The sequence below is a fragment of the Maledivibacter sp. genome (assembly GCA_025210375.1).
Taxonomy (GTDB): Bacteria; Bacillota; Clostridia; order Peptostreptococcales; family Caminicellaceae; genus JAOASB01.
Genome location: JAOASB010000037.1, coordinates 244,280 through 267,554, shown reverse-complemented (window position 1 = coordinate 267,554; position 23,275 = coordinate 244,280). Strand labels below are relative to the sequence as shown.

The window sequence follows — 23,275 nt, the reverse complement described above, 5'->3', positions numbered from 1 at the left end:
TCAATTTAGAAAGATTTTGATTAGATTGAGGTGATAAATTGAAAATATTGATAACCGGTAATTTAGGATATATAGGGCCTGTGGTGGTTAGACAGCTAAGGACTTGTTTTCCAGAAGCCACAATCATTGGGTATGATATTGGTTTTTTTGCTACGAATTTAATTAATACTAACTATTTGCCAGAGTGTGCAGTCGATATTCAATATTTTGGTGATGTAAGAAATTTCCCCGAGGAAGTGCTTAATGGAGTAGATGCTATAGTTGCTTTAGCTGCAATATCAAATGATCCAATGGGAAATAAATTTGAAGAAGTTACTATGGAGATAAACTATAAATCAAATATTGAATTGGCCAATAAAGCGAAAAAAATGGGCGTAAAAAGATTTGTTTTTGCATCTAGTTGTAGTGTATATGGGAGCGCAGAGGATGGATTTAGAACTGAAAAATCCAAGGTTAATCCCCTTACCACCTATGCAAAGTCAAAATTATACACTGAAGAAGCCCTTAGAAATATGGCCGAGGATAATTTTATAATAACATGTCTTAGATTTGCTACTGCTTGTGGGATAAGTGAGAGACTAAGGCTAGACCTAGTATTAAATGATTTTGTAGCTGGAGCTATAACATCGAAAACAATTAGAATATTAAGTGATGGAACCCCTAATAGACCATTAATAAATGTTAAAGATATGGCAAAAGCAATAGAATGGGCGATCACAAGAAAGCCTGAACAGGGGGGAAACCATCTAGTTATTAATACAGGGTCAAATGAGTGGAACTATCAAATTAAGGAGCTAGCATTTGCCGTAGGTAAAATAGTGAGTGATACACAAATTGAAATCAATAAAAATGCTCGGGCGGATAAAAGATCATATAAAGTAAGTTTTGACTTGTTTAAAAAGTTAGCTCCAAAATATCAACCATGCTATGACCTTATTTCCACCGTAAAGGACTTGAAAAATGGTCTTGAAGAAGCAAATTTCAATATAAAAAATTACAGAAAATCAAATTTTATTAGGTTGAAAACTTTAGAAAAGCTAGTAGCAAATAAATTATTAGATAAGGAATTGAGATGGACTTTTAGGAGCTGGGATAAATGAAAGCACTAATTACTGGGGCAACTGGCTATATTGGTTCTAATTTAGCAAGACGTTTAGTAGATGAGGATTGGGATGTTCACATAATAGTAAGGTCAAATTCAAATTTATATCTTATAAATGATATTTTAAATAAAATCAGTATCCATATACATGATGGGACAACTGAGGGAATGATTGATATATGTAAAAAAGCTGACCCAAAAATAGTTTTTCATTTAGCTGCATCATGCATACCCAAACATGAACCGAAGGATATATGCTCACTGTTTAGTAGTAATATTTTATTTGGGACTCAGTTATTAGAGGGAATGTCTAAAAACAATATTAGGTATTTAATAAATACAGGGACATCTTGGCAGCATTATAAGAATAATGAATATAATCCAATGTGCTTATATGCCGCCACCAAGCAGGGGTTTGAAGATATTTTAGAATATTATATTCAAGGAGAAGGTTTGAGAGCCATTACATTAAAACTCTTTGACACCTATGGGCCAAACGATCCTAGAAGTAAAATAATTAATCTACTTAAAGATGTCTCTATAAGTGGAACAGAATTATCCATGTCTCCCGGTGAACAATATATTGATTTGGTCTATATAGATGACGTTATTGAGGCCTTTTCTCAAGCTGCAATAGCAATAAGAAGTAATTTTTATATGAAACATGAATGCTATGCAGTTTCATCGGGTAAGCCAATGAAATTAAGGGATTTAGTCAAAATATTTGAAAAAGTGTACGGCAATAGATTAAAGATAACTTGGGGAGGAAGAGCTTACAGGAAAAGGGAAGTAATGATTCCTTGGAATACTGGGAAATTATTAGTTGGATGGATACCTAAAGTGAGTATAGAAGAAGGAATATATATAATATTAAAAAATAAAAAAGATAAATGTGAGGCGAGAATTGAATAATGAAAATAGTGACTACTAAAATTGATGGCGTTGTCATGATTAAAAATAGGGTGTTTAATGATAACCGAGGAATTTTTTGTAAAACATATAACAAAGATATTTTTGAGAAATATAACCTATGTACTGAATTTAAGGAAAGCTATTATTCAATTTCTAGAAAAAATGTAATTAGAGGTATGCATTTTCAATTGCCACCATTTGACCATGATAAATTAGTATGTGTTCCCAAGGGAAAAATATTGGATGTTATATTAGATTTAAGGAAAAAATCAAGAACATTTGGACAGTATATAAGTGCAGAATTATCGGAATACAATAGATTTAGTATATATATACCTAGGGGATGTGCCCACGGTTTTAAATCCTATGAAGACAATACCATATTAATAAATAGTACTACAACAGTATATAATCCAGAGTATGATACAGGTATTAGGTGGGATTCCTTTGGTATGGATTGGAAAATAAAGAATCCAATTATTTCAGATAAAGATAATAGTTTGCAATATTTTTCAGAGTTTGAAAATCCTTTTTGATAAAGGGGATGAAAGAAAAACAGAGGGGGGATAGTATTGGTTGAAAAAGTCATCCTGGGAGCAGGTATAGCGGGGATTTCAGCAGCCTATCATGCTAATAAATATGGATATAAGACAACCATATATGAGGCTAGGGATAGCTGGGGTGGATTACTAGATAACTTCTTCATTGATAGATTTAGATTTGATACTACTGTCCATCTATCCTTTGCCAAAGATAAATATGTCAGATCTATTTTTGATCAAACAGATTATTACGAATATATCCCTGTTCCATATAATTATGAAAATGGAGTATGGTTAAAGCATCCAGTACAAAATAATCTATACCCCATATCAGCAAGTGAAAAAGTAGAAGCAATAAAGGGTTTTATAGAAAGACCCAATCTAGATAAAGTCTCAAATTATTATGAATGGCTGCTTCGGCAATATGGAGGCTATATAGCAGATCGATATCCAGTTAAGTATACACAAAAATATTGGACTGTGCATCCTAAAGAATTAAGTGTTGATTGGGTTGGCATAAGAATGTATCGACCTAATATAGATGAAGTATTAATTGGTGCCTTGACTGATGAAACACCTAATTTGTATTATGCAAAGGAAATGCGTTATCCTCAAAAAGGTGGATTTAAAGCTTTTCTTAATCCCATGGTTGATTTTTGTGATATAAAAACTAAAAAAAGGGCAATCAGAATAAATCCAAAACATAAATATGTAGAATTTGCTGATGGTGAAAAGGTTTATTATGAAACTTTAATAAGCAGCATTCCTTTACCTAATTTAGTTAGCATGATAGATGAAGTCCCTTTAAATATCATTGAAGCTGCAAAAGAATTATGGGCAACTTCAGTTGCTATAGTGTCTATAGGCTTTAACAGACCTGATGTAGCAAAACATCTTTGGTTCTATATATATGATGAATCTATTTTGGCATCAAGGGTGTATTCTCCGAATTTAAAATCGCCGGACAATGTTCCAGATGATTGCAGTTCATTACAGTTTGAAATATATTTTTCTAAACATCGGCCTTTAAAAATACAATGTAATAATTTAATTGAACATATTGCTAATTCAATAGAGAAAATGGATTTAGCTAGTAAAAATGATATTATTGTGACTGATTGTCGCATTGTCCCCTTTGGGAATGTAGTATTTGATCATGGCATGATTTCGAGAAGAGAAGCGGTGAAAAAATTCTTAAAGACAATTAATATTCATACTATAGGGCGTTTTGGTGAATGGGCTTATTTATGGAGTGATCAAAGCTTATTAAGTGGTAAAAGAGTAATTGATGGTCTATTTAATAAAGGGGTTAAATAATGAAGAACATTTAGAAAAGTTATATAGATGTTCCAGTTAAACAGTTAATTTATACCCATCAAAAATCCCTAGAAACATCGGATATTTTGAGATGTATAAATTAAGTTTAACTTGGGATATCTATATTTATAGATCAACCAAAATATAATAAAAATATACAAAAAAGTAATTACCCCAGGATGTAATTACTTTTTTGCATTTGGAAAAATATGTTAAAGGCGTATAGAACCCCATCCAGATTCTTTTTCTGACTTTTTTGGGGTAGCTTTATTTTTATTGTTTTGGCTCCTATTATTTTGTTTGTTTTTATTTATATTTCTCTTTTTCTTGTTTTCCTTATTGGCATTTTCCTTTTTTCTATTTTCATTCTTTTTTTTGCTTTTATTACTACAATCTGTATTATTTTTTACAGCAATATAGTCGGTATAGTCGGTTATGTTTCTAGCAACAATTCTATAATCTTCTAAAAAGTCTTCCCTATCTATTTTGAAGTCAGAATCATGGGTTATATGCTTCACATAATTACATCTACCTGTAGAATATATTTTAAATCCATAATTCAAACAATAAATTTGAAATTTATTTTCAGCAAAGCTTGTATTGGGAAAAATTAATTTATCAAGTAACTTTTTCTTGAATACCATGGTTGAATTAACTACTCCAGGTGAATATTCATTTTCATAGCTATAATTACGATTATTTACAGCTAAAAATTTTCTTTCTTCGAAGTATACATATGTTTTTAATTTACCCACTATATCACAATCAATTTTCTCAAAAGTCCCCATGGCTTCATTTAAGTAATCAGAAGCATAAAAATCCTCATCAAAAAAAGCTATATAATCAAAATTAATATGATTGAATGCAAAATTTTTACATTCTCCACTATTTAATTTTTGATTAAGTTTAAAAACCCTAATGTGATTATATTGTTCTGCTCTTTTTTGATATTTCTCAAAATCCATATCGCTACTATTTAGTATAATAATTAATTCCCTTTTTTTATAATTTTGTTTCAAGTAATTGTCAAATGTTTTGTCAATACTATTTGGACGATTAATAATAGAGATAACAGAAACCCCTGAGTTAACAAGCATATCTTTTTTTGTATCAATATTTTGTATATTATCTTCAATAGAGTTCGATTTCAAATTATTTCCCCCTTGTACAGAGAGTTCCAAGTAAATCCTAATTTATACATATGGAAATATAGGATGTTTCTATGGAGTTTTGATATGTATAAATTAAAGTTTTGACCGGAATCTCTATATTAATATAAATAATTAATTATTGTCCTTAGTATATTAATATGATTGATTGTAGATTATAGTGTGAATTATTTACCCTTTTCTAAGTTAGTAAATAGGGTATATTCTTTGCCAAACTAAGTTCATAGCTTGATAGACGAACCTATAGAGTATATTGACATATTATAGGTAGTGAAGAGAGGGTACCAAATATATGGGGTGATGTTTTTTGTATCTTGTAGTTGGATGTGGCTTAAGTGGTGTTGTAATAGCGGAAAGAATAGCAAGTATATTAAAAGAAAAAGTACTTATAATAGATAGGCGTAATCATATTGGAGGGAATGTATATGATTATCAAGACAAAAATGGAATTTTAATTCATAAGTATGGACCCCATACCTTCCACACAAATAATAGGAAATTAAAGAAATATCTAAGTAATTTTACGGATTGGCATATTTATTTTCATAAAGTTAAAGCAAAGGTAGATGGATTAGAAATTCCGATTCCATTTAACCTTAATTCATTATATAAAGTTTTTTCAAAGTCCTATGCCGCTAAACTAGAAAATAAATTAATTGAAGTATATGGAATGAATGCTAAAATAGCTATTTTAGATTTATTAAATGATGAAAATGTAGATATAAAAAATCTATCCCAATATATATATGAAAAAATATTTTTGGGTTATACAAAAAAACAATGGGGTGTTTTACCCGAGGAATTAGATAAAGCCGTTACTTCTAGGGTGCCTATATATATAAGCAGGGACAATAGATATTTTCAAGATAAATATCAAGCTGTACCTAAAAAAGGATATACAGAAATGATTAAAAACATGATTTCTAATCCCTTAATAGAAATACAATTAAATACTGATTTTAGGGAGGTCAGTAAATTTACAAAATATAAAAAAATATTTTATACAGGGTCAATTGATGAATACTTCGATTATAATTTTGGAGAACTACCCTATAGAAGTTTAAGGTTTGATTTCAAGACATTTAACCAAGAATACTTTCAATCAGCTTGTCAAATCAATTATCCCCTTAGTCGGGATTTTACTAGAATTACTGAGTATAAGTACTTCTTAAATCAAGCTACAAAAAAAACAACAGTATCCTTTGAATATCCACAAGAATATATTTATAGAAAAAATGAACCATTTTATCCAATTCCTAAAATGGAAAATAAAAATATTTATGAAAAATATGTTGATTTATCAAAAAAGGAAAAGAAAACAATTTTTCTGGGGCGGTTAGGAGAATACAAATATTATAATATGGATCAAGTTGTTGAAAATGCAATTAACATTTTTAGGGGGATAGTTTGATGGGGAAAAAAGTATGTATAGTGACACCGGATTTGGTAGGGCCCATAAAAAATGGTGGAGTGGGAACTTATGCCTATTACTTAGCTTTAGAGCTTACAAAAAATAATTATATCACTACAATTCTTTTTACTGGGCCTTGTTTTAACCATAATAATAAATATTGGACTAAATACTATGAGAAATTAAACATAGAGTACTTGCATATTAATGAACTTCAGAAGCCCGAATATGATATGAATAATGATTGGTTTCTTGTAAAATCATATGTTATTTATGAGTATTTAAAAAAGAAGGATTATGATTTTGTCCACTTTCAGGAGTGGAAAGCAAATGGGTTTCACACTATACAAGGGAAAAAAAATCATGATAATTTTCAAAATACACAACTAACTGTAACAATGCATTCATCTACCCAATGGATAAATCAAGGAATGCATTGGTGGAATAATAGACCTACTTCCGATACAAAACTAGAATGGTGCGAAAGATATTGCTGTAAAAATTGTGACTTGTTGATTAGTCCTTCAAAGCATATGTTTGATTGGGCGAAAGTAAATGGTTGGGAATTAAATGAAAATAGAAGCATAATCCCCTACTGCTTCCAAAATCATCTTAGAACCAGTTTAGATAAAAATTTAGACTTAAAACACTTAATATTTTTTGGCAGACTAGAAACAAGAAAGGGTTTAGAAATCTTCTGTGATTCTGTAGTATATCTGAAAGAAGTGCAACCTAATTTATTTAGTGAAATATCATTTATTGGGAAAAATCATGAATGTAATGGAATACCATCCAACCAATTTATAGGGGATAAATTCAAAAATATTGAAATAAATTACAATATATATTCAAATTTTAACTCCTTTGAAGCCATACAATACTTAAAGGAGCAAAATGGTATAGCTGTAATCCCTTCAAAGCTAGATAACTATCCATTCACAGTAATTGAATGTATAGAAAACAAGATATCCTTTATTGCATCCAATGTGGGAGGCATACCAGAGATGGTTAATAAAGATATTCTATTTGAACCCACTGTAGATTCTTTGTCAAATAAGTTATTAGATTTAGATAAAGTATTTGATGAGAAAATCATTCATAGGTACTCAAAGGAAAAGGCGAGCCAATATTGGTTAGAATTACACAGAAAAAATAAGGAATTAGTAAAAGATCATATAAAAGAAAAACTTTTACATGATAACCCCTTAGTTTCGATTTGTATCCCATATTATAATTATGGTCAATATCTTCCACAATTATTAAAGTCAATTTCAATGAATACCTATAAAAACCATGAGGTTATTGTTGTGGATGATGGAAGTACTGAGGAAGAATCCATAGAGGTTTTTGCAAATATGAGAAATACTTATGATAAACCCAACTGGACTTTTTTGCACAAAGAAAATGGTGGAATAGGAAATACAAGGAATTTTGCAGCTGAAAATGCAAAGGGAGATTATATTATTTTTATGGATGCAGATAACATTGCATTTTCAAACATGATTTACGATTTTATATATGGTATTTATAAATCCAAAGCAGATTGCTTAACATGTCATTATAATGTATTTAAGAAATATGATATAGAAAATAATAATCCTAGAGTTGAGTATAGAAATATGCCTATAGGAGCGGCTCTGGAATCAGGTATTTTACAAAATGTTTTTGGGGATGCCAACTTCATAATTAGAAAGAAAGTATTTTTTCAAATAGGAGGCTTTACAGAAGAAAGAACAACATCCTGGGAAGACTATGACTTTCTAATAAGATTAAATCTCTTAGGTTATAAGCAGGATGTAATACCCGAATCTCTTTTTTGGTATAGATTAACGGAGGATGGCTTTAGTCGAAATACAAACCTATACGATAATCAGCAGCGAGTTCTTAAAGCATACCATGACAACTCACCGAATTATGTTAGATTTTTACTAAATTCTTTAATACTACCTTTACACTATAAATATAAGGAAAGTCATAGGAAATAAATGTAGAGAGTTCCAAGTAAATCTTAATTTATACATAGACAAATATACGATGCTTCTGGGGATTTTTGATGTGTATAAGTTAAAATCTACTTTAAACCCTCTATACGATATTTCTCACAAAATACCTACAAGTGCGTAATATGAACTAGAAAAAATTCTAATATAAGGTTGGGTGGGTAAAAATGAGAGTATCAATTATTGGAACCGGTTATGTAGGTTTAGTAACTGGTGCTTGTTTTGCTGATGTGGGAAACAACGTAATATGCGTTGATAATAATATAAACAAAATCGCTGATCTTAGAAAAGGTATTTTACCTATATATGAACCGGGGCTTGAAGCATTGGTTAATAAAAATTATGAAAGTGGCAACTTAATATTTACAGTAGAAATAAGAGAGGCTTTAGTTCACAGTAATATATGTTTTATTGCTGTTGGAACACCCATGGATGAAGATGGAAGTGCTGACTTACGGTATGTACTATCCGTTGCCAAGACTATTGGAGAAAATATGCAGCATCATATGTATATTGTGGATAAGTCAACTGTTCCCGTAGGTACTGCCGATATGGTAAGAAAAACTATTCAAGATGAGCTTAATAAAAGAAGATGTGATCTCACCTTTGATGTAATATCAAATCCAGAATTTTTAAAGGAGGGTACAGCAATAGAGGATTTTATGAAACCAGATAGAGTAGTTGTTGGAACGGATAATGAGGATTCAAAGGAAGCCATGAGAAGGTTGTACAGTCCTATTGTCAACAATAATAATAACTTTATTTCTATGGATATAAGGAGTGCAGAAATGACAAAATATGCTGCGAATTCAATGCTTGCCACTAAAATCTCATTCATAAATGAAATAGCTAATATATGTGAAAAAGTAGGAGCAGATGTAAATAAAGTACGTATAGGGATTGGAAGTGATAATAGAATTGGTTACAGTTTTATTAATCCTGGATGTGGATATGGAGGTAGTTGTTTTCCAAAGGATGTAAAGGCCCTAATAAAAACCGCAAAGGAAATAGAGTATAAACCTAAGATCATTCAAGCTGTAGAAGACGTAAATAATGCACAAAAGAAAGTATTAGTCGAGAAAGTGACACGAAGATTTGGAGAAGATTTATCGGGAAAAACCTTTGCTGTATGGGGGCTATCCTTTAAACCGGAAACCGATGATATGAGGGAAGCCAGTTCCTTAACAATTATAAACGAATTAACAAAAAAAGGAGCGAAGATCAAGGCTTATGATCCCGAGGCCACAAAAAATGCAAAAAATTACTTTTTGAAGGATAATACTAGTGTTGAATATGTTAGTAATAAGTATTCCGCCTTAATTGAATCAGATGCACTCATATTGATAACAGAATGGAAGGAGTTCAAAAACCCAAACTTCCATGAAATATCAAAGCTACTTAAAGAAAAGATAATCTTTGATGGAAGAAATCAATATGGTGATGAATACTTAAAGGATATGGAATTTGAATATTATCAGATAGGTGTTGCAAAATGAAAAAGAAAATTTTAGTGACAGGGGGAGCCGGGTTTTTAGGTTCACATTTATGTGAGAGGATTCTGAATGATGGAAATAAAGTGTTGTGTGTAGATAATTTATTTACTGGTACCAGAGATAATATTAAACATTTACTAGAAAATAAAGATTTTGAATTTATAAAGCACGATATAATTTATCCCCTATATCTAGAGGTGGATGAAATATATAATCTTGCTTGTCCAGCAAGTCCACCCTACTATCAAATAGACCCCATTCAAACTATTAAGACGAATGTTATTGGATCAATGAATATGCTAGAGCTTGGGAGGAAGCTTGGTATTAAAATTCTCCAAGCCAGTACAAGTGAAGTTTATGGGGATCCAGAAATCCATCCTCAGCCTGAAAATTATAGAGGATGTGTTAATCCAATTGGCCCAAGAGCTTGTTATGATGAGGGTAAAAGATGTGCTGAAACCCTATTTTTTGATTATTACAGGCAGTATAATTTAAAAATAAAGGTCATTAGAATATTTAATACCTATGGGCCTAGAATGAATCCAAATGATGGCAGGGTAGTTTCAAATTTTATCGTTCAAGCACTACAGGGCAAGGACATTACTGTCTATGGCGATGGAAGTCAGACCAGGAGTTTTTGTTATGTTGATAATTTGATTGATGGAATAATAAAAACAATGAATTCAATGGAATATATTATTGGCCCTGTTAATTTAGGTAATCCAGAGGAATATACTATTTTAGAGCTTGCACATAAAATAATTGATTTAACCAAATCTAAATCTGGAATTGTGTATAAACCATTACCTCAAGATGATCCAATAAGAAGGCAACCTGATATTAGATTAGCAAAAACAGAGTTGCAATGGAGGCCTACAACTAAACTAGATGAAGGGCTTAAAAAAACTATAATGTACTTTGATGAATTATTGAAGGTGAGGCAAGGATGATCCTCATAGTGGGTGGTGCTGGATATATAGGAAGTCACGTAAATAAGGAGCTAAATAAAAGGGGATATAAAACTGTAGTTTTCGATAATCTAATATATGGTCATAAAGAGTTTGTTAAATGGGGAGAGTTTGTTCTAGGTGATCTAAATAATAAAGAGCATATAAGACTAGTTTTTGAAAAATATCCAATTGATGCAGTGATGCACTTTGCAGCCTTTGCATATGTGGGAGAATCTGTAATCCATCCTGAAAAATATTATATAAATAATGTATTAAACACTTTAAATTTACTAAGTATCATGAAAGAGTATAATGTCAATAAATTTATTTTTTCATCCACATGTGCAACATATGGTATACCAGAAGAACTACCAATAACTGAGAATCATACCCAAAATCCAATAAATCCCTATGGACAAAGTAAACTAATGATAGAAAGAATAATAAATGACTATGATAAAGCATATGGTTTTAAATATATAACCCTACGCTATTTTAATGCTGCGGGAGCAGATATAGATGTAGAGATAGGAGAACTGCATAATCCGGAAACCCATTTAATTCCACTTGTTTTGGACGTTGCGATGGGGAAAAGGGAAAATATAAAAATATACGGAACGGATTATAATACATCTGACGGTACATGTATTAGGGACTATATTCATGTATTGGATTTAGCAGATGCACATATTTTAAGCTTGGAATATCTTCTTAAAGGAGGAAAATCAGATATTTTCAACCTAGGAAATGGAAAGGGGTATTCTGTTAAAGAGGTTATTCAAGCCGCCAGAAAAATTACCTGTAGAGATATTAAGGTCGTAGAAACTACTAGAAGAATTGGTGATGCAGATGTTCTAATAGGGAGTTCAAAAAAAGCTGAAAATGTTCTTTGGTGGAAGCCAAAATTTTTTGATGTGGATACTATTATTAGAACTGCATGGAATTGGCACCAAAAAATAAATTGTAGCAAAATATAAGTCGATCTGTAAAAATGTACGTACATTTTGGAGGATAATTTTATGGGGAAAAAAATATGTATCGTTACATCTGATATAAAACAATCTAAAAAAAATAGTGAGTTCAGTAATCATGTTTATTCTCTATGCAAAGAACTTGCTAAAGCCAATTATGATATGACAATTTTATATATTGGGAACCAAAACAAGATGAAAAATATATATCAGTCAAAATATCATAAAGTACCAAATATAAAATTTGTTTACCTTGATGAATTAGAACAACCAAATTATTATTTATATAAAGAATGGTTCATTGTAAGAGCCAATATTATATATAAATATTTAAAAAAGAAAAGCTTTGATTATATTCATTTTAAAGATTTACAAGCTAATGCACTTCATACTATTCAAGCTAAAAGAAATAGTAAAGAGTTTGAAAATACATTTATAACCGTGACCATGCATTCCCCTACCCAATGGTTAAATGAAGGAATGGTAAAAAGGAATGAGTGGGACTTTTCTAATTCTATGCTTGAATGGTGTGAAAGATATTGCTGTGAAAATTGTGACTTGCTCATTAGTCCTAGTGATTACATGTTTAATTGGGCAATAAAAAGGGGATGGCATCTTTCAAAAAATAGAATGGTTATTCCTTATTGTATTGAAAGTGAAAAAGGAACAAGGGGAAAATGGTTAAAGTTACACGATCAAAATATTAAATATAGTGACATAAAAGTAATAAATAAAATAGAGAATGAGGAAATACAGGTATCTATTTGTATCGCATATTACAACTATGGGAAATACTTACCCCAACTCCTAAAGTCAATATCAAAGAGCAAATATAAAAATTATCAAGTTATAGTAGTAAACGATGGAAGCACAGAAGAAGAATCAAATAGAGTATTTGGTGAAATGAAAAAAGTATACAATAAATGCAATTGGCATTTTATAGAAAAAGAAAATGGTGGAACAGGAGAAGCTAGAAATTTTGGGGCTAAATATTCCAGTGGTGAGTATATAATTTTTATGGATGCAGATAATATTGCAACTCCAAATATGATAAAAGATTTTCTATATGGTATATGCAAATCAAAAGCTGATTGTTTGACTTGTCATTTAAATGCATTTATGGGAGATGAAACAGTTCATGGTGGGACAAAAATTGCCTATAAATATATGCCAATTGGACCAGCTCTTGAAGTAGGGTTTATACAAAATATCTTTGGAGATGCAAACTTTATTGTCAAAAGGGATGTGTTTTTCCATATAGGAGGTTTTATCGAGGATAGAAATGCTACCTGGGAAGATTGGGTTTTTTTAGTTAGACTTAATTTGCTTGGATATAAGCAAGAAGTATTACCAGAACCACTTTTTTGGTATAGGCACCATAATGAGAGCTTTTCTAGAAATTCAAACTACTTTAAAAACCTAGATAATGTAATTAAGGAATATCGCAATAATAACTCATTTTTTGTTGGGAATTTGATTACTTCATTGGCAATACCCTTTAGTAATAAATATAATGAAATACTTAATGATAATCATTTGAAAAGAAACAGAATAAAAAAACTTATGAAGTAAATATAAGCTGAGGAAATTGCATAACTCTCACTTGACCAAGTTCCGTATGGACATATCATCCTTGATGTAATCACTTAATCTATATGGTTTTTTAAGAAAGAAATTATGCAATCTGCTCAGTCATAAGAGACTCTCTTAGGTTCTAAGAAGTAAATTTATAATCTTCATATAATGTATAGATTTAAGTGGGAAATTTATTTTATATCCTTTGCTTTAGAATAAAAACCACTAATTTCTATTTGTTTGCTTAATAGTTTATTGGCAAATTTATAAAGCTTTATATCTTTTTGATTTTTATTCTCAATGATTTCTATAATTTCATTTGAAATTTTATTTAATGGGGGTTTGTTTTTGGTAATATTTTGGTTTTGGTATTTATCAATTTTCCAACCATATTTCTTTTCAATAATAAATAAAGATTCAGAGAAACGTTCAGTGATACCAACTACAGAAAAATATTTTTTTAAGTTATCTTTAGCAATTTTCAGATTTCCATCCTTAATTCCTGATATTAAATGGGTTTGCATATTTAGGGTTTGATGATTAAAGAATTCATCTGTTACAAACTCATATAATGACATGTTTTTTACAATATGATGTAGATTGTCTTTGTCACAATCTCTCATATAATAGTATGCAGAAATTACTCTTTCAACTGGATTTCTAAGGAATGTAATATAGGTATATTTTTTTTGTGGTATATGTTTGTGAATACCGAATATAATATGACCCGTTAAAACTTCAATTTTCTCTATCCCTATTTCATGAAGGTATTTCAACAAACTATTTGTGTCTTCAGGGGCACTCCACCAAAATGGCGTTTTTATATCATATTTATTTCCATATTGTTTATTAATAATTGAATGGAGTGTACATCCTGCGGTTTTTGGTATATGAAGAAAAATAATAACATTATCAGTTTCTTTTTCTCTATTTAAAATCATATATATTCTCCTATCCATAGAGATTTTATGGTAAATCTTAATTTATACATAGCAGAATACCCGATGTTTCTGGGAAGCTTCGATATGTATAAATTGAAGCTTTGACTGGAATCTCTCTATATATTTTTTTTCAATATATAGTATGATGACAAAATACTTTTGTGTCCTAAAATGACTTAACTATATATTTTAAATAGTAGATATAATCTATAGAATGATATATTTAAAAGGCCTATTATGCAAGCTTCTCAATTTCGTAAAACTTTATTTTAAATTTTAAAAGTAAATTATGGGGTAGTAAAGGGGATATTTTGTATGAAAAAAAAAGTATGTATAGTGACGGCAGAAATTGTGGGACCACATAAAAATGGAGGGGTAGGTACCCATGCTTATCATTTAGCCCAAGTATTAGTAGAAAATAACTATGAAACAACGGTTTTATATACGGGGGTCTGTGAGAATAAGAGTAATGAATATTGGATTGAATACTTTAGGAAAATAAATGTCGAGTATGTACAGCTAGATAGATCACTGAATAAGGATTTTAAGGTTTATAGCGGAAATTGGTTTATGGAAAGATCACAGTTTGTATATGAGTTTTTAGTAAAAAATAATTATGACTATATCCACTTTCAAGAAATATTGGCCAATGGGTTTAAAACTATATATTCCAAAAAAAACAATAATGAATTTCAGAATACTTTAATAACTGTAACTATGCATGGCTCAATTGAATGGGTGAAGCAGGCTATGAAATGGGTTAATAGTGGCCCAGTTTTCCATCCAAAACATGAATCGTGTGAAAGATATTGTTGTGAAAATTGTGATCTTTTGATAAGCCCATCTAACTATATGTTTAAATGGGCCATGGAAAATGGTTGGAAACTTGCCGATAATAGAATGGTAATTCCATATTGCTTTAATAATTTACTTAAAACAAATGTGGATAAAAATATAGATTTAGAACATCTAATATTTTATGGAAGATTAGAAACTAGGAAAGGGTTAGAAATCTTTTGCAAGGGGATACTTAAAGTAATACAAAACCACAAGCATTTAATTAATAAGGTATCCTTTGTTGGTAAAAAAGGAATTATGAATGATATAAGTGGTGATAATTATATTAAAAGCATACTAGAAGGAAAAGATATATATTATCATATTTATGATGACTTTGATTCCTTTGAAGCAATAGAATATTTAAAACAACAAAATGGTGTAGTTGTGATACCTTCATTAATGGAAAATTATCCTTATACAATAATCGAAAGTATAGAAAATAATATAGCCTTTATTGCTTCAGATGTAGGTGGTATTCCCGAATTAGTTGATGAATCCATTCTATTTAAGCCCAATCCAGAATGCCTAAAGGATAAAATATTGTATCTAAATGAAGTTTCCTTTGAAAAGGTTAAACACAAGTACTCAAACAAATATGCAAAAGAAAAGTGGTTAAAGATACACACATAAAATATAAAGAGAGTGTAATATTTACATTTACACTCTCAGGCTGTTGACAAATCCGAATTTCTTCGTTGTTGCTTCAACCAAGAACCCTTACGTATGTCTGTATACGCTACGGCCTCTCGGTTTCAGCACGCCTCGAACTTCGAATTTCTCAACAGCCTAACATCTTGTTGACTTTGTCAACAATCTGAGAGTGTAATATTTACATTTACACTCTCTTTATTATTTCAGGTCATTATATGGAGAGAAATCTGACCCCAGATTAAGGAGATCCATAGGTCTAAGCTTTTATTGTATTTTTTAAAAATTATGAACTGAAGATTTGAGCATAGACTTGAACATTAATTCTTGAGATTGGGATATTGACAATTTAGAGGTTCTCTTTTTAGGCAAAAGAAGCGCTAATGAGAAGCCTCCCCACATTTCTTTATAGAAATTCTCTATTTGATGAAAAGTACCATGGACAAAGTCCACCTCTACAAAATGCACATAGGGGGATTTATTCCAATTTGCTTCCAATATTCCAGACCTACAATTTGGGTGAAAGCTATCATGCATCAGAATATATAAAGGTTTTTTTGGCTTGTATTCAAGAATATTCTCAATATCTTTTTTGACACCAGGCTTACTATGATCACCATCTATTAATACAAATTCTAAGGCTTTAATACTCTTATTAAGCTCTTTAATTATTTTAGGTAAAGATTTTTTAGAATTTCCAGTTATAAATTCAACATTATCGTAATCTAATTTACTAATATAATTATGATCAAGGTCAAATGAATAAACTTTTTGTGAAAAATCAGATATTGGCCTTAGGCTCCCACCATGGGATGTTCCAATTTCAATAGATATTTCAGAGTTAATATTATTCAAAATATATAGCATTGCAGCTTTTTCTCCGGGCTCCATCTGCCAATTACTATTTATATATTTTTTGTTAAAAAAATATTGTTCAAATTCCATGTTTTTTCTTGCCTCCTAAGAATTAGTTTACAAATAAATATTTTGATAGTAAAAACTAAGATTTACCCTAAACTCTCTATAGTATATTCATCTTAAAATTATATGTGAAATCTAGAATTATGTATTTATATTTGAGTATTATCAAATTATTAAGTACTCGAGCAAATTGCATAATTACCTTCTACAAAAACTATCTACCATATGTAGCCTAAAATTCTTCAAAGCCATACCATCAAATATGCTTATATCTTAAGCAATTAAATCAAGGATGATATTCGCATATTAGGTTTAGCCAAGTAAGAGTTATGCAATTTCCTCACTCATCTATAACATGGTGATTCTATAGAGTGTGTATTTAATTTATAGAATTCACTTAAACCCTATTTAATTCATATTATATAGCAGAAAATGATTACTAAGACAAAGATAAATTTTTAAAACTATTAAATTATAGTCTTATAATCCCCAGGAGGAATAGAATAATGAAAAAAAAAGTGTGCTTAGTGACAAGCGAAATCATTGGGCCCCATAAAAATGGAGGTATAGGAGCCCATGCATATTATTTAGCTCAAGTACTAGCAGAGAAAAATTATGAAGTGACTGTTCTTTATACAGGTGTTTGCGAGAATAAAACCAGCTCATATTGGATTGAATATTTTAAGAAAATCCATATTAGATATATACAGCTGGACGAACTTGTAAAGCAAAATTTTGCAATATATGAAGGACGTTGGTTTATAGATAGGTCTCAGTTTGTATATGAGTTTTTGCAAAAGAATGATTTCGATTACATCCACTTTCAAGAAATGTTAGCAAATGGTTTCAAAACTATACGGGCAAAAAAATTATTCAACGAATTCAGTAATACTTTACTAACTGTGACTATGCATTCATCAATTGAATGGATAAAACAAGCTATGAATTGGGTAAAAAGTGGACCGATTTTTGATCCAAAACTTGAATGGTGTGAAAGATATTGTTGTGAGAACTGTGACATCTTAATAAGTCCATCAAAATATATGATTGATTGGGCTATAGATAATGGGTGGAAGTTAGCAGATAATAGAAAAGTGATACCCTATTGTTTTGAAGAGTCGGTTAAGATTGCTGTTAATAGAGATATAGATTTAAAACACTTAATTTTTTTTGGAAGGTTGGAAACTAGAAAAGGATTGGAAATATTTTGTGATGCAGTGTTACAAGCTAGGCATAAATACCCGGACTTAATAGACAAAGTATCCTTTTTGGGTAAGATATGGTTTATAAATGATACAAAGGGCGATCAATATATAATTAATAAATTAGGAAAAAAGGGAATAAATTATGAAATATTTTCAGACTTTAGTTCTTTTGATGCATTAGAATATCTAAAACAGCAAAATGGAGTTGCTGTAATGCCTTCTTTGATGGAAAATTTTCCTTATACAGTGATTGAAAGCATAGAAAACAATATATTTTTTATTGCTTCAACTGCGGGGGGAATCCCAGAATTAGCTAATGATGATATCTTATTTGAACCGAATGTAAATGCTCTCATTGATAAAATAATTCATTTGGATGATATATTTAATAATAAAATTATCCATAAGTACTCAAAGGAAAAGGCGAAAAAAAAGTGGCTGGAATTGCATAACTAAAGAAATGGATTCATTATAGGAGGGAAATATCAATATGAAAAATGAAGTATGTATAGTATCTCCAGAAATAATAGGTCCCCATAAAAACGGAGGAATAGGAACCCAAACCTATTATTTAGCACAGGTTTTGGGGGAGAGTGATTATAAAACAACAGTTTTATTTACTGGAGTATGTGAGAATAAAAATGCCTCATATTGGTATGAATATTTTAGAAAATTAAATATAGAATATGTTCAAATAGATAATTTGAAAAAAAATAATTTATCAATATATGGTGAAAATTGGTTTGAAGATAGATCGAAATTAGTATATAGTTTTTTGAAAAAGAGGAACTTCGATTATATTCATTTTCAAGATTGGGAAGCCAATGGTTTTCATACTATACAAGCAAAATATAGATCTAATGAGTTCGATAATACATTAATTACTGTAACAATGCATTCATCAATGGAATGGGTGAAACAGGCTATGAATTGGGTTGATGGGGGACCTGTTATTGATCCAAAACTCGAATGGTGTGAAAGATATTGTTGTAAATATTGCGATCTTTTGATTAGTCCATCGCAATACATGTTTAAATGGGCAATAGAAAATGGCTGGGAACTTGCAGAAAATAAAAAAGTCATCTCCAATTGTTTTGAGAAGCTAATAAAAATCACATCAAATGAGAATAGAGACCTAAAGCACTTAATATTCTTCGGGAGATTAGAGACTAGAAAGGGTCTAGAATTGTTATGTGATGCAATATTAGAGGTCATTCAAGATCATCCCAAATCCATAAAGAGAGTATCCTTTGTGGGGAAAAATGGTGTTGTAAATGATGTAAGTGGCGATAGGTATATAAGTAATAAATTTAGGGGGAAAGGGTTAAATTATAATATATACTCAGACTTTGATTCCTTTCAAGCCTTGGAATATTTAAAACAACAAAATGGCGTTATTATAATGCCTTCTTTAATGGAGAATTATCCATATACGGTGGTGGAAAGTATTGAAAATGATATGCTTTTTATTGCTTCAAATGTGGGAGGTATTCCAGAGCTAGTAGATGAAAATGTTTTGTTTGAGGTTAATGTTAAGTCCCTTGTAGATAAAATTTTACATCTAGAGGAGATTTTTAATAGGAAAATTAATCATAAGTATTCAAAGGTAATTGCTAGGGAAGGATGGTTAGCAATACACAGATAAAAGATGTTTACGTAAATTTCATATAACCAAGAAAAGAAAGGGAAACGGAGTATAAGAGATTCTTATACTCCGATAATATTTTTTGGCCCATAATATCCTTTACATAATTTCATTAAAAATAAAAGCAAGGGAATGTTGACAAATTTACTTGGGTATAATATACTTAGAATGAATTCCAACCAAATCACTTGGGATTATGGAGGGAGTGGGATAATGAAACTTTCAACAAAGGGTAGATACGGTTTAAAAGCGATGTTTGAGTTAGCCTTAAGTTACGGAGAGGGCCCAACACCTTTAAATAATATAGCTCAAAAACAAAATCTATCATTGCATTATCTAGAGCAGCTTTTTGCTACTTTAAGGAAAGCTGGCTTAGTTAAAAGTATCAGAGGCGCTCAAGGCGGATATATTTTAGCGGATAAGCCTGAAAATATTACCGTTGGTAATGTACTCAGAACCTTAGAAGGGCCTATTGCTCCTTCGGATTGTGTTATTGAGGATGAGGAGAGTGAATGCTCTAGATTAGGACATTGTGTTACAAGAACTATTTGGGGAAGAATCAAAGATAGCATAGATGAAGTAATTGACTCCATAACCTTACAGGATATGGTGGATGATCATAAAAAACTTAATAATTCAGATTCACTTATGTATTATATTTAACTGAGAAACTTGCATAATTGACATTACTAATACATTTTGTATTGAAAAATTCTTTAAATGTATTATGCAATTTCTTCAACTATTATCGAGGTGGTGAGCTTATGAAAAAAAATATTTATTTAGATTACGCAGCTACAACTCCTATGAAGAAGGAAGTCATAGATGAGATGATGCCTTACTTTAGTGAACAATATGGAAATCCTTCCAGTATACATTCATTTGGTAGACAAGCTAAAAAGGCTCTTGATGTATCAAGGGATAGAATTGCCAAAGCCATAGGAGCTACATCTAAGGAGATATATTTTACTGGTGGAGGTTCAGAAGCAGATAACTGGGCTATAAAAGGAGTTGCCTTTGCCAATAAACACAAGGGGAATCATATAATAACTTCTAAAATAGAACATCATGCCGTATTACATGTATGTCAGTACCTTGAGAAGCATGGATTTGAGGTGACCTACCTCGATGTAGATGAGTATGGAATGATAAATTTAGACCAGCTTAAGGAAGCTATTACAGATAAAACAATACTTATATCTATAATGTATGTAAACAATGAAATTGGAACAATTCAGCCTATTAAGGAAATAGGGGAGATAGCTAGGGAGAGGGGAGTATATTTTCACACTGATGCTGTACAGGCACTTGGAAATGTACCAATAGATGTTAAGGAGCTTAATATAGACCTTATGAACTTTTCTTCCCATAAAATATATGGGCCAAAGGGCATTGGCGGTATGTATGTGAGAAAAGGTGTTAGGATTGATCCTTTGATTCACGGGGGGGCACAGGAAAAAAGGAAAAGGGCTGGAACGGAAAATATCCCAGGGATAGTTGGATTTGGAAAGGCAGCAGAAATTGCCGTAGAAAATCTTGATTCCCACGTAGCTCATATAAAAAAGCTTAGAGACAAACTGATTAAGGATATTAGGGAAAATATAGATTATGTAAGATTGAATGGACATCCAACTGAAAGACACCCGGGAAATGTTAACTTTTGTTTTGAATTTATCGAAGGGGAATCCCTACTACTTAGCTTAGATATGGTTGGTATTGCAGGGTCAAGTGGGTCAGCCTGCACATCTGGATCATTAGACCCATCCCATGTTCTTATGGCCATAGGGCTTACCCATGAAATAGCCCACGGATCTTTAAGACTTACAATTGGTGATTTGACTAAGGAAGAAGATATTGACTATGTTGTAGAAAATTTAGTAAAAATTGTTGATAGATTGAGACAGATGTCTCCATTATATGAAAAGGTAAAGGGAGGACAATAATAATGTATTCAGAAAAAGTAATGGATCATTTTATGAATCCTAGAAATGTCGGTGAAATTGAAAATGCCGATGGAGTTGGTCAAGTAGGAAACGCAAAATGCGGAGATATAATGAAGATATATCTAAAGGTTGATGAAGGTATTATAACCGATGTGAAATTTAAAACCTTTGGATGTGGTTCAGCTATAGCTACATCAAGTATATCTACTGAAATGATAATTGGTAAAAGTATAGAAGAGGCCGTTAATTTAACGAATAAGGCTGTGGTAGAAGCCCTAGATGGTCTGCCAAAGCCAAAAATTCATTGTTCAGTTCTTGCTGAGCAAGCGGTTAAGGCTGCATTATATGATTATGCACAGAAAAACAATATTGTGATACCGGGTTTAGAGAATTATGTACCTGTAGAAGATGTACATGACCATGATGATCACGACGAAGATGACGAAGAGTAGCTGTTGAGCCTGGGTTATATCCTAGGCTTAATTTTTTAGATGATCATAAAAAATACAGGGTAAATCCTATATAGTAGGTGAAAAAATGAATGGGTTAGATAGGAACAAGGTTGTAATAGGTATGAGTGGAGGAGTAGATAGTTCTGTTGCCGCCTATATATTAAAAAAGCAGGGATACGAAGTCATCGGAGTTACAATGAAGGTTTGGCAGGATGAAGATGAGAATGATCATGGAAATGAAAATGAGGATGGTTGTTGTGGTCTATCTGCGGTAGAGGATGCTAGACGGGTTGCCAATAAGCTTGATATTCCCTTTTATGTTATGAACTTCAAATCGATTTTTAAAGAAACTGTTATTGATAATTTTATAGATGAATATATGAATGGTAGAACACCTAATCCCTGTATCGTATGTAATAAGCGGGTGAAATTTGGAGAACTCTTAAAGAAAGCCCATTCTCTAGGGGCTTATTATGTAGCTACAGGACACTATGCCAAAATAGAAAAAGATGAAAAGACTGATAGATATTTGATTAAAAAGTCATCAGCCAAGGCAAAGGATCAAACTTATATGTTTTATAATCTTTCTCAAGAACAAATTAGCCATATACTTATGCCCCTTGGGGAATATGCTTCAAAGGAAGATATAAGGGAAATCGCAAAGGAATTAGGGCTTGATATAGCAAATAAGCCCGATAGTCAAGAAATTTGTTTTATACCTGACAACGATTATGGTAAGTTTATTTTAGAAAAAAATGACAAAAACATTATTCCAGGTGATTTTGTGGATACCGAAGGTAATGTCTTAGGAAAACATAAAGGTATTATTCATTATACTATTGGACAAAGAAAGGGTCTAGGGATTTCCTTTGGAAAGCCAGTTTATGTAGTGGATATCAGACCTGATAAAAATCAAGTTGTTCTAGGGGATAATGAAGATGTTTTTAATGACAAGCTCATCGCAAGGGATGTAAACTTTATACCCTTTAAAAAACTGGAATCACCAGTAAAGGTGAAAGCCAAAATAAGGTATTCAGCAAGACCGGCGGATGCAATTATTTATCCTTTAGAAGAAGAGAGGATAAAGGTTGAATTTGAAAAGCCCCAAAGAGCCATCACACCTGGACAGGCCATAGTTTTCTATGACGATGATATACTTGTGGGTGGGGGAATAATAGTAAAGACTGAAGAATAAACAGCTTAAGATAATAAACAATAGGATAGTGTCTGGAAATGAA

At 31.1% G+C, this 23,275-nt stretch carries 20 protein-coding genes; 17 read left to right on the top strand and 3 right to left on the bottom strand.

Annotation, left to right across the window (positions count from 1 at the left end):
• Positions 1–38: 38 nt before the first annotated feature.
• The 4 genes from N4A68_14050 to N4A68_14035 are packed head-to-tail and all read left to right on the top strand — an operon-like array spanning position 39 to position 3,873.
• Positions 39–1,100: an SDR family oxidoreductase gene (locus N4A68_14050; GenBank protein ID MCT4565420.1), complete on the top strand. Its 1,062-nt coding sequence runs from the start codon at positions 39–41 to the stop codon at positions 1,098–1,100.
• Positions 1,097–2,014, top strand: coding sequence for an NAD(P)-dependent oxidoreductase (locus tag N4A68_14045; GenBank protein MCT4565419.1), 918 nt, complete (start codon positions 1,097–1,099; stop codon positions 2,012–2,014). Before N4A68_14050 ends, N4A68_14045 begins: the two co-directional genes overlap by 4 nt.
• The gene (rfbC, locus tag N4A68_14040) at positions 2,014–2,550 is read left to right on the top strand and encodes a dTDP-4-dehydrorhamnose 3,5-epimerase (protein MCT4565418.1); all 537 of its coding nucleotides are present in this window, start codon (positions 2,014–2,016) and stop codon (positions 2,548–2,550) included. The genes N4A68_14045 and rfbC overlap by 1 nt, the downstream gene beginning before the upstream one ends.
• 36 nt (positions 2,551–2,586) lie before the next feature.
• Positions 2,587–3,873 (top strand): NAD(P)-binding protein, encoded by a 1,287-nt coding sequence (locus N4A68_14035; protein MCT4565417.1) that lies wholly within the window; start codon positions 2,587–2,589, stop codon positions 3,871–3,873.
• A gap of 212 nt (positions 3,874–4,085) precedes the next feature.
• Here N4A68_14035 and N4A68_14030 read toward each other — a convergent pair whose 3' ends face one another.
• Positions 4,086–5,024 (bottom strand): glycosyltransferase family 2 protein, encoded by a 939-nt coding sequence (locus N4A68_14030; GenBank protein MCT4565416.1) that lies wholly within the window; start codon positions 5,022–5,024, stop codon positions 4,086–4,088.
• Positions 5,025–5,349: 325 nt separating this feature from the next.
• Between N4A68_14030 and glf the strand changes: the two genes are divergently transcribed.
• The 6 genes from glf (at position 5,350) to N4A68_14000 (ending at position 13,439) form a co-directional block, all read left to right on the top strand.
• On the top strand, positions 5,350–6,453 hold the full coding sequence (glf, locus tag N4A68_14025; protein ID MCT4565415.1) for a UDP-galactopyranose mutase: 1,104 nt from the start codon (positions 5,350–5,352) through the stop codon (positions 6,451–6,453).
• Positions 6,453–8,438, top strand: a complete 1,986-nt coding sequence (locus N4A68_14020) for a glycosyltransferase (protein MCT4565414.1) — start codon at positions 6,453–6,455, stop codon at positions 8,436–8,438. Before glf ends, N4A68_14020 begins: the two co-directional genes overlap by 1 nt.
• A gap of 182 nt (positions 8,439–8,620) precedes the next feature.
• The gene (locus tag N4A68_14015; GenBank protein MCT4565413.1) at positions 8,621–9,949 is read left to right on the top strand and encodes a UDP-glucose/GDP-mannose dehydrogenase family protein; all 1,329 of its coding nucleotides are present in this window, start codon (positions 8,621–8,623) and stop codon (positions 9,947–9,949) included.
• Entirely contained in the window at positions 9,946–10,896 is a 951-nt protein-coding gene (locus tag N4A68_14010; protein MCT4565412.1) for an SDR family oxidoreductase, read from the top strand. Before N4A68_14015 ends, N4A68_14010 begins: the two co-directional genes overlap by 4 nt.
• Entirely contained in the window at positions 10,893–11,873 is a 981-nt protein-coding gene (gene galE / locus N4A68_14005) for a UDP-glucose 4-epimerase GalE (GenBank protein ID MCT4565411.1), read from the top strand. Before N4A68_14010 ends, galE begins: the two co-directional genes overlap by 4 nt.
• Positions 11,874–11,915: 42 nt before the next feature.
• Entirely contained in the window at positions 11,916–13,439 is a 1,524-nt protein-coding gene (locus N4A68_14000; protein MCT4565410.1) for a glycosyltransferase, read from the top strand.
• Positions 13,440–13,633: 194 nt separating this feature from the next.
• Here the strand turns inward: N4A68_14000 and N4A68_13995 are convergent, their stop codons facing one another.
• On the bottom strand, positions 13,634–14,383 hold the full coding sequence (locus N4A68_13995; GenBank protein ID MCT4565409.1) for a sulfotransferase family protein: 750 nt from the start codon (positions 14,381–14,383) through the stop codon (positions 13,634–13,636).
• A 315-nt stretch (positions 14,384–14,698) separates the two neighbouring features.
• Between N4A68_13995 and N4A68_13990 the strand changes: the two genes are divergently transcribed.
• Entirely contained in the window at positions 14,699–15,853 is a 1,155-nt protein-coding gene (locus tag N4A68_13990) for a glycosyltransferase family 4 protein (protein MCT4565408.1), read from the top strand.
• 297 nt (positions 15,854–16,150) lie between these two features.
• On the opposite strand, the gene N4A68_13985 is transcribed toward N4A68_13990, so the two are convergent.
• On the bottom strand, positions 16,151–16,816 hold the full coding sequence (locus N4A68_13985) for a class I SAM-dependent methyltransferase (GenBank protein ID MCT4565407.1): 666 nt from the start codon (positions 16,814–16,816) through the stop codon (positions 16,151–16,153).
• A 482-nt stretch (positions 16,817–17,298) separates the two neighbouring features.
• Here N4A68_13985 and N4A68_13980 point away from each other — a divergent pair, with 482 nt between their 5' ends.
• The 6 genes from N4A68_13980 (at position 17,299) to mnmA (ending at position 23,232) form a co-directional block, all read left to right on the top strand.
• Positions 17,299–18,453 (top strand): glycosyltransferase family 4 protein, encoded by a 1,155-nt coding sequence (locus N4A68_13980; GenBank protein ID MCT4565406.1) that lies wholly within the window; start codon positions 17,299–17,301, stop codon positions 18,451–18,453.
• Positions 18,454–18,487: 34 nt separating this feature from the next.
• Positions 18,488–19,642, top strand: a complete 1,155-nt coding sequence (locus N4A68_13975) for a glycosyltransferase family 4 protein (GenBank protein MCT4565405.1) — start codon at positions 18,488–18,490, stop codon at positions 19,640–19,642.
• Between the two features lie 213 nt (positions 19,643–19,855).
• Positions 19,856–20,305, top strand: coding sequence for an Rrf2 family transcriptional regulator (locus N4A68_13970; GenBank protein MCT4565404.1), 450 nt, complete (start codon positions 19,856–19,858; stop codon positions 20,303–20,305).
• A 101-nt stretch (positions 20,306–20,406) separates the two neighbouring features.
• Positions 20,407–21,585 carry a cysteine desulfurase NifS gene (gene nifS / locus N4A68_13965; GenBank protein MCT4565403.1) on the top strand — a complete coding sequence of 393 codons (1,179 nt, stop codon included), beginning with the start codon at positions 20,407–20,409 and terminating at the stop codon, positions 21,583–21,585.
• Positions 21,586–21,587: 2 nt separating this feature from the next.
• Positions 21,588–22,037 carry a Fe-S cluster assembly scaffold protein NifU gene (nifU, locus tag N4A68_13960; protein MCT4565402.1) on the top strand — a complete coding sequence of 150 codons (450 nt, stop codon included), beginning with the start codon at positions 21,588–21,590 and terminating at the stop codon, positions 22,035–22,037.
• Between the two features lie 85 nt (positions 22,038–22,122).
• Positions 22,123–23,232 (top strand): tRNA 2-thiouridine(34) synthase MnmA, encoded by a 1,110-nt coding sequence (gene mnmA / locus N4A68_13955; protein ID MCT4565401.1) that lies wholly within the window; start codon positions 22,123–22,125, stop codon positions 23,230–23,232.
• Positions 23,233–23,275: the final 43 nt, after the last annotated feature.